Raw genomic sequence first — 7,834 nt, 5'->3', positions numbered from 1 at the left:
GGGTGTCTGCCCGGCGGGTGCCTGCGCGGCGGGCCGGGGCGCCTGGACCGCTGGGCTTCCCTGCGCGGCGGGTGCCTCCTGCGGCTTCCGCGGGCGGCGGCGGGTCGAGGACGTCGCCACCCCGTAGCCGACGAGGACCGGCTGGCGGCCCTGCGGCTCGGCCTCCGGCTCCGCGGCCGCCGGCTCCGGCGCCACCGTCTCCTGGGCCGGCTCGGCGGCCCCGCCCCCGGTGTCCACGGTGATGATCGCCGTACCCACGTCCACCGTGCTGCCCTCGGGGAAGCGCAGCTCGCGGACGACTCCGTCGTAGGGGATGGGCAGCTCGACGGCGGCCTTCGCCGTCTCGACCTCGCACACCACCTGCCCGTCGGTGACCGTGTCACCGACCTCGACGTACCACTTGAGGATCTCGGCCTCGGTGAGTCCCTCGCCCACGTCGGGCATCTTGAACTCGCGCACCGAACCCACGGCCCTTTCCGTCATCGTCGTCACGGCCTCTCCTCAGTACGCCAGCGAGCGGTCGACGGCGTCCAGCACCCGGTCCAGGTCGGGCAGGTACTCCTCCTCAAGACGCGCCGGCGGGTACGGCGCGTGGTAGCCGCCGACCCTGAGCACCGGGGCCTCCAGGTGGTAGAAGCACCGCTCGGTGATCCGCGCGGCGATCTCCGCGCCCGAGCCGAGGAAGACCGGCGCCTCGTGCACCACGACCAGGCGGCGGGTCTTCTCCACCGACGCCTGGACCGTGTCGAAGTCCAGCGGGGAGACCGAGCGCAGGTCGACGACCTCCAGGGACCGGCCCTCCTCGGCGGCGGCGTCGGCCACCTCCAGGCAGAGCTTCACCATCGGGCCGTAGGCGACCAGGGTGAGGTCGGTGCCCTCGCGGGCCACGCGCGCGGCGTGCAGCGGACCGGGGATCGCCTCGGTGTCCACCTCGCCCTTGTCCCAGTAGCGGCGCTTGGGCTCGAAGAAGATCACCGGGTCGTCGCTCTGGATGGCCTGCTGCATCATCCAGTAGGCGTCCGAGGAGTTGGACGGCGTGACCACCTTCAACCCCGCGACGTGGGCGAAGAGGACCTCGGGGGACTCGGAGTGGTGCTCGACCGCGCCGATGCCGCCGCCGTAGGGGATGCGTACGACGACCGGCATCTTGATCTTGCCGAGCGCGCGGGCGTGCATCTTCGCGAGCTGCGTGACGATCTGGTCGTACGCGGGGAAGACGAAGCCGTCGAACTGGATCTCCACCACGGGGCGGTAGCCGCGCAGCGCGAGGCCGATCGCCGTGCCGACGATGCCGGACTCGGCGAGCGGGGTGTCGATGACGCGGCTCTCGCCGAAGTCCTTCTGCAGACCGTCGGTCACCCGGAAGACACCGCCGAGCTTGCCGACGTCCTCGCCCATGACGAGGACCTTCGGGTCGGTCTCCAGCGCGTGCCGCAGCGATTCGTTGATCGCCTTGGCGATCGCCATCTTCTCGGCCATCTCAGTTACCCCCCTCTGCGTCGGCGAACGACGCCTGGTACGCGGCGAACTGGGCGCGCTCCTCGTCGACCAGCGCGTGCCCGTCCGCGTACGCGTGCTCGAAGAGGGCGAACCGGTCCGGGTCCGGCATGGCACGGACCACTTCGCGCACTCGTTTGCCCAACGCCTCGCTCTCCGTCTCCAGTTCCGCGAAGAATCCCTCGTCCGCGTGGTGTGCGGCTTCCAGGTGGCGGCGCAGACGCAGGATCGGGTCCTTCGCCTCCCAGGCGACGCGCTCGTCGTCGTGGCGGTAGCGCGAGGGGTCGTCGGAGGTGGTGTGGGCGCCCATCCGGTAGGTGTACGCCTCGATGAGCGCCGGTCCCTCGCCGCGCCGCGCCCGCTCCAGCGCCCACCGGGTCACCGCGAGCGAGGCCAGGACGTCGTTGCCGTCGACGCGGACGCCCGGGAAGCCGAAGCCCTCGGCGCGCCGGTAGAGCGGCACCCGGGTCTGCTTCTCGTTGGACTCCGAGATCGCCCACTGGTTGTTCTGGCAGAAGAAGATCACCGGGGCGTTGTAGACGGCGGCGTAGTTGAACGCCTCCATGACGTCGCCCTGGCTGGAGGCGCCGTCGCCGAAGTAGGCGAGGACGGCGGAGTCGGCGCCGTCCATGGTGATGCCCATCGCGTAGCCGGTCGCGTGCAGCGTCTGCGAACCGATGACGATGGTGTACAGGTGGAAGTTGTTGCTGCTCGGGTCCCAGCCGCCGTTGTTGACGCCGCGGAACATGCCCAGCAGGTTGGTCGGGTCGACCCCGCGGCACCAGGCGACGCCGTGCTCGCGGTAGGTCGGGAAGACGTAGTCGTCCTCCCGGGTGGCGCGGCCGGAGCCGATCTGCGCTGCCTCCTGGCCGAGCAGCGACGCCCACAGGCCCAGCTCGCCCTGGCGCTGGAGCGAGGTGGCCTCGGCGTCGAAGCGCCGGGTGAGCACCATGTCGCGGTACAGGCCGCGCAGCTCCTCGGGGGTGACACCCGCGACGTACGGATCGAACTCCGCGTTCTTCACGCGCTTGCCCTCGGGCGTCAGCAGCTGGACGAGCTGCGTTCCGTCGCCCTTCGCGGCGGCGCGGCCGGCGCGTTTGGTACCGGTGGTGCCGGTCGCCTTCGCACCGGTGGTACCGGTCTTGCTCCCGGCGCTGCGTCGCGGCTTGCGCGCGGCAGTGCTCTCCACGGTCACGTGTGCTCCTCCGTCGGTCCGGCCCCCGGGTTCGCCGGGAGGCGGTGCGGCTCACCTGGGCCCGGCGGGCGCACGGGGTGGGTGCGCGGAAGTCGGGCACAGGCGTGACAGGTGCCCCGGCGAGCGTCCTGCAAATAGCACGTTACCCAGTGCTCCACATTTCTGTGAAACCCCTCCTGACCTGCATTTTTACTTGGTAATCCAAGTAAATCGGCAAAGTCGGGAACAGTTACTGGTCACAGCCTCGCAGGGGCCGGGACAACGGCACGTTATCCCGGTCGCCCCGGGCGCGTGAAGAGTCCGTATGTGACACTGACCTCGTGCCCACAGACGGAAATATCAGGGTTTTTCTCCTCGATGACCACGAGATCGTCCGTCGGGGTGTCCACGACCTGCTCGCCGGCGAGGACGACATCGAGGTGGTCGGCGAGGCCGGCACGGCGGCCGACGCGCTGGCGCGGATTCCGGCCACCCGCCCGGACGTGGCGGTGATCGACGTACGGCTGCCGGACGGCAGCGGCGTCGAGGTGTGCCGCGAGGTCCGCTCCGGCGACGAGTCGGTGCGGTGCCTGGTCCTCACCTCCTACGCCGACGACGAGGCGCTCTTCGACGCGATCATGGCCGGGGCCTCCGGGTACGTCCTCAAGGACATCCGCGGCGCGGAGCTGCTGGCCGCCGTCCGGGACGTCGCCGCAGGAAAGTCCCTGCTCGACCCGGTGGCCACCGCGCGCGTGCTGCAACGGCTGCGCGAGGGCGCCGCCCCCGACGACGACCGCCTCGCCCGCCTCACCGAGCAGGAGCGCCGCATCCTGGACCTGATCGGCGAGGGCCTGACCAACCGGGCCATCGGCGAACGCCTGCACCTCGCCGAGAAAACGATCAAGAATTACGTCTCCAGTCTGCTCGCCAAACTCGGTATGCAGCGCCGGTCGCAGGCGGCGGCGTACGTCGCCCGCCTCCAGGCCGGAAATCGCTGAACGCCGTCACGGCCGCAGGTCTTCGTCCGGGACTCGCGTCCCGTCTCCGCGGGGCCGGCGACCCTGTCGCGGACGCGCGGACGGCGCCCCCTGCCCGCCTGCCTGTGTGCCTCGAACCGCGGCTCTGCGTCGTCCATGCCACGGACGAGACCGGCCGCGTCACGGAACACCACTTCGGGGACGTCCGGGACGTCCTCTGACGCACACCTGACGCCCTGCTGACGACCTGGCGACCGAAAGCGACCGACGGCGACTGTCTGTGACAAACCCCAGCTCACGGGCGGGGCGCGTGCCCTAGCATCGGCGGCGTGCCGCGCTCATGTGTACCCACCACCGTGCCTCACGCGCCCCCTCTGGGCGTCCTTCTCCGCCAGTACGCCGCCGGTTCCGCACTCACCTGCGAGCCCGTCGACCAGGGCCTGCTCAACCGCGGCTGGCGTCTGTGCACCACTCGCGGTCGCTTCTTCCTCAAGCACCACTCCGACCCCGAGACCGGCACCCCGGCCGCCATCCACCGCCAGCACCGGGCCACCCGCCGCCTGGCCGGTCTCGGCGTCCCGGTCGCCCCGGCACTGCCCGACCGCGACGGCCGCACGGTCGCCGTCGTCGGCGGCCACTGCTTCGCCCTGCACCCCTGGGTCGAGGGCCGGCACCGGCACGGCGGCCAGCTCACGACGGCCCAGTGCGAGCGGCTCGGCGCCCTCCTCGGCGTGGTCCACTCCGGCCTGGAACGCGTCATGCCGACCCGCGGCCGGCACCGGGCGGGACCGGCGACGAGCGCCGACCCCGCCGACACCTTCGCCCTCATCGACGACCTGCTGGCCCGCGTCCGACGGCACCGGCCCGCCGACCCCTTCGACGAACTCGCCCGGCACCGGCTCCTGGAACGCCGCGCCCTGCTGGAGCGGCACGCCGACCGCCGGCCGCCGCGCGGCGCCGCGGTGGGCTGGGTGCACGGGGACTTCCACCCGTTCAACCTGCTCTACAAGGGGGACGCCCCGGCCGCGATCGTCGACTGGGACCGGCTCGGCTTACGCCCCCGCGCGGAGGAGGCCGTACGCGCCGCCGCGATCTTCTTCGTCCGTCCCGCCGGTCCGCTGGACCTGACGAAGGTACGCGCGTACGCGCGCGCGTACCGGCGCGCCGCGGGGGCGACCCCGTCGCAGCTGGCGGCGGCCGTGCACCGCGTGTGGTGGGAGCGGCTCAACGACTTCTGGATGCTGCGCTGGCACTACGAGCGCGGGGACCGGCGGGCCGACCCGCAGTTCCCCGCGGCGTCGGCGCTCGCCGTGTGGTGGACGCGGGAGTACGACGCGGTGTGCGCCGCGTTCGCCGACTGAGCCGGGCGGACGCGGCGCGCGGCGCGGTTCAGCCGATGCCCTCGGTGCCGCCGTTCAGGATGCCGCCGTCCTCCTCGGTGCCGCCGCCGCCCTCGGTGGCCGTGGCCGTCGGCTGGGTGCCGCCGGTCTCGTCGTCACCGCCGGTCTCCTCCGGCGGCGGAGCCTCCGAGGTCTCCTCGCCGGTCGGCTCCTGGGACACCTCCTGGGAGGTCGTCTCCGAGGGCTGGTACGACGGCTGGTACGACTGGTTCCAGTCACCGCCGCTGCCGCCGCCGGAGCCCTGCTCCGTACCCGTGCCCGTGTCCGTGTCCGTGGACTCGTCGGTCGCCTCGTCGCTCGGCGACTCGCTGGTCTTCTCGTCGTCGGTGGACTGCGTGGCGCTCGGCGACTTCGTGGTGTCCGTGCCGCCGCCGCCCTTCTCCTCGGTCCCGTTGAGCGCCAGCGCGACGCCCGCCGCCACGGCGATCACCGCGAGGACCGCGAGGATCCACAGCTTGCCGCGGCCGCTGCCCTTGTTTCCGTGCCCCTCGAAACCGCCGTCGTCGCCGTTGCCGTACCCCGAGGGCAGGATCTGCTGGGGGATCTGCGTGGTGCCGGAGCCGTGGTCGGAGTGGGGCAGCACGGTCGTGCCGGCCATCCCCATGCCCGCCGCGGGGGTCTGCCGCCCGTCGTGGTCGACCGGTCCCGTGTTCCAGGTGCCGGTGTGACCGCCCTGGTCGTAGAGCATCTGAAGCCCGTACTGGACCAGGCCGCGCATCTCCTCCGCGGTCTGGAAGCGGTCGTCGGGCTCCTTGGCCAGCGAGCGCATCACCAGGCCGTCCAGCTCCGGCGGCACCGCGTCGGAGACCTCGGACGGCGGCGTCGGGATGTCCTGCACGTGCTGGTAGACCACCGACAGCGGGGTCTCACCGGTGAACGGCGGGCGCAGCGCGAGGAGTTCGTAGAGCAGGCAGCCCGTGGCGTACAGGTCGGAGCGGTGGTCTACGGCCTTGCCGAGGGCCTGCTCCGGGGAGAGGTACTGCGGGGTGCCCATGACCATGCCGGTCTGCGTCATCGTCGTGGACGCGCCGTGCAGGGCACGGGCGATGCCGAAGTCCATCACCTTCACGGCGCCGCTGTGGGTGATGATGACGTTGGCCGGCTTGATGTCGCGGTGCACGATGCCGTGCTGGTGCGAGTAGGCCAGCGCCTCCAGGACACCCGAGGTGATGATCAGCGCCTGTTCGGGACCGGGTGCCTCCGCGTTGAGCAGGAGGTCCCGGATGGTCCGCCCCTCGACGATCTCCATCACGATGTACGGCACGGACTGGCCGCCGACGAAGTCCTCGCCGGAGTCGTAGACCGCGACGATGGAGTGGTGGTTGAGGCCCGCGACCGACTGCGCCTCGCGGGTGAAACGCGCCTTGGAGGTCGGGTCCTCGGCCAGGTCGGCGCGGAGCAGCTTGACCGCGACGGTGCGTCCGAGCCGCACGTCCTCCGCGGCGAACACCTCGGCCATGCCGCCCCGCCCGAGTCTGCGGGTCAGCCGGTACCGGCCGTCGCCGACCAACCCGCCGTTGCCCCAGGCTTCCGGCGTGTCCGACATACCGCCGCCAGTCGCCTCGGGTTCGGACGGGCCCTGAGCGCGCTGCTGCTGTGCCATCAGTCCTCGCCGTCGTTTCTGCCCGCGGTACGCGCGGTGTTGTCACGGTCTCCGTCGGCCACGCTACAGCCTCCGCGCAAGGCTCCGGACAGAGATGGGAGGCGGGACCGGCACGAGACGGACCGGCAATGAAACCCTGGTTCCGTCCCGTCGTGCAAATTCTGTGTACCGTCCGCACCCGCACCGTGACACAGCCACGACGCTTCCTTCGCGTACGGTCACGGATCGGGCACCCCGCTTGACCTGTCGGGGGCCTCGGGCAGACTGTGCCGGGCGGCGCGCGGGACCAAGATTTTTCGCCACGGGACCGCCGGACGGCCGCGTGACCTTCGCCACCGTCGCGACGTGCTGTCCGAAAACAGCGGGAACGAACGGCGGAGGGGCCCGGCGGTTCCCCGCCGGACCCCTCCGGTCGTGCCTACGGTCGTGCTTTCGCTCGTGTCTACGGTCGTGCTCTCGGCTGTGCTCCCGGTCGCGCCTTCGGTCGTGACGGCCTGGCGCGGCCGTGCTCCTCTACAGGTACGGACCGCCCGAGCGGCCGCCCGGGTGCGGGCCCTCCTCCGGGTCGCCCACGCCCGGCGGCAGCGCCCGCCGCATCTGCTCCAACTGGGCCCGCGCGGCCATCTGCTGGGCGAACAGCGTGGTCTGGATGCCGTGGAACAGCCCCTCCAGCCAGCCGACCAGCTGGGCCTGGGCGATCCGCAGCTCCGCGTCGCTCGGGGTGCCCTCCTCCGTGAAGGGCAGGGAGAGCCGCTCCAGCTCCTCCACCAGCTCCGGCGCGAGACCGTCCTCCAGCTCCTTGACCGAGCTGGCGTGGATCTCCTTGAGCCGGGCCCGGCTCGCGTCGTCCAGGGGAGCGGCCCGCACCTCCTCCAGCAGCTGCTTGATCATGCTGCCGATCCGCATGACCTTCGCGGGCTGTTCCACCTGCTCGGTCACCGGGGTCTCGCGGGCGTCATCGTCTCCGTCGCCGCCGCCGCTGAGCGCCATGCCGTCCTGGCCGACGACCAGGATCTGGGGGTTCTCCGACGACCTGTCGTTCCTCGGCATCTCCATGCCGTCATTCTCTCGCACGCCTGCTCCACATCACCGTGCCGCCCCCGTCCGAAACGGGTGCCGCGCGATCGGCGGCGCCCGGAATGCCGTAATAGCCAGCAAGTGTGAGGCTTGTTCCGTCGATCTC

7 protein-coding genes are annotated in these 7,834 nt (G+C 71.8%); 2 read left to right on the top strand and 5 right to left on the bottom strand.

Annotated features, from left to right (window positions below; all coding sequences use genetic code 11):
• From UW392_RS15380 to pdhA, 3 genes are all read right to left on the bottom strand, one after another.
• Positions 1-492 (bottom strand): biotin/lipoyl-containing protein (locus UW392_RS15380; protein WP_320775544.1); only part of this gene is annotated, 492 nt, incomplete at its 3' end.
• 9 nt (positions 493-501) lie between these two features.
• Positions 502-1,479, bottom strand: coding sequence for an alpha-ketoacid dehydrogenase subunit beta (locus UW392_RS15375; RefSeq protein ID WP_320775543.1), 978 nt, complete (start codon positions 1,477-1,479; stop codon positions 502-504).
• Between the two features lies 1 nt (position 1,480).
• A complete protein-coding gene (pdhA, locus tag UW392_RS15370) occupies positions 1,481-2,692 on the bottom strand; it encodes a pyruvate dehydrogenase (acetyl-transferring) E1 component subunit alpha (protein ID WP_320775542.1) in 1,212 nt (403 codons plus the stop codon).
• 320 nt (positions 2,693-3,012) lie between these two features.
• Between pdhA and UW392_RS15365 the strand changes: the two genes are divergently transcribed.
• Entirely contained in the window at positions 3,013-3,669 is a 657-nt protein-coding gene (locus tag UW392_RS15365; RefSeq protein ID WP_320775541.1) for a response regulator transcription factor, read from the top strand.
• Between the two features lie 335 nt (positions 3,670-4,004).
• Entirely contained in the window at positions 4,005-5,009 is a 1,005-nt protein-coding gene (locus UW392_RS15360; RefSeq protein ID WP_320775540.1) for a phosphotransferase, read from the top strand.
• 28 nt (positions 5,010-5,037) lie between these two features.
• Here UW392_RS15360 and UW392_RS15355 read toward each other — a convergent pair whose 3' ends face one another.
• Both UW392_RS15355 and UW392_RS15350 read right to left on the bottom strand, forming a co-directional pair.
• The gene (locus UW392_RS15355; RefSeq protein ID WP_320775539.1) at positions 5,038-6,651 is read right to left on the bottom strand and encodes a protein kinase domain-containing protein; all 1,614 of its coding nucleotides are present in this window, start codon (positions 6,649-6,651) and stop codon (positions 5,038-5,040) included.
• A gap of 513 nt (positions 6,652-7,164) precedes the next feature.
• On the bottom strand, positions 7,165-7,707 hold the full coding sequence (locus UW392_RS15350) for a bacterial proteasome activator family protein (protein ID WP_320775538.1): 543 nt from the start codon (positions 7,705-7,707) through the stop codon (positions 7,165-7,167).
• Between the last annotated feature and the right edge of the window lie 127 nt (positions 7,708-7,834).

The organism is Streptomyces sp. CRN 30 (genome assembly GCF_034105845.1).
The sequence above is the reverse complement of the archived record's forward strand: the minus strand, read 5'-3'. Positions and strand labels throughout refer to the sequence as shown.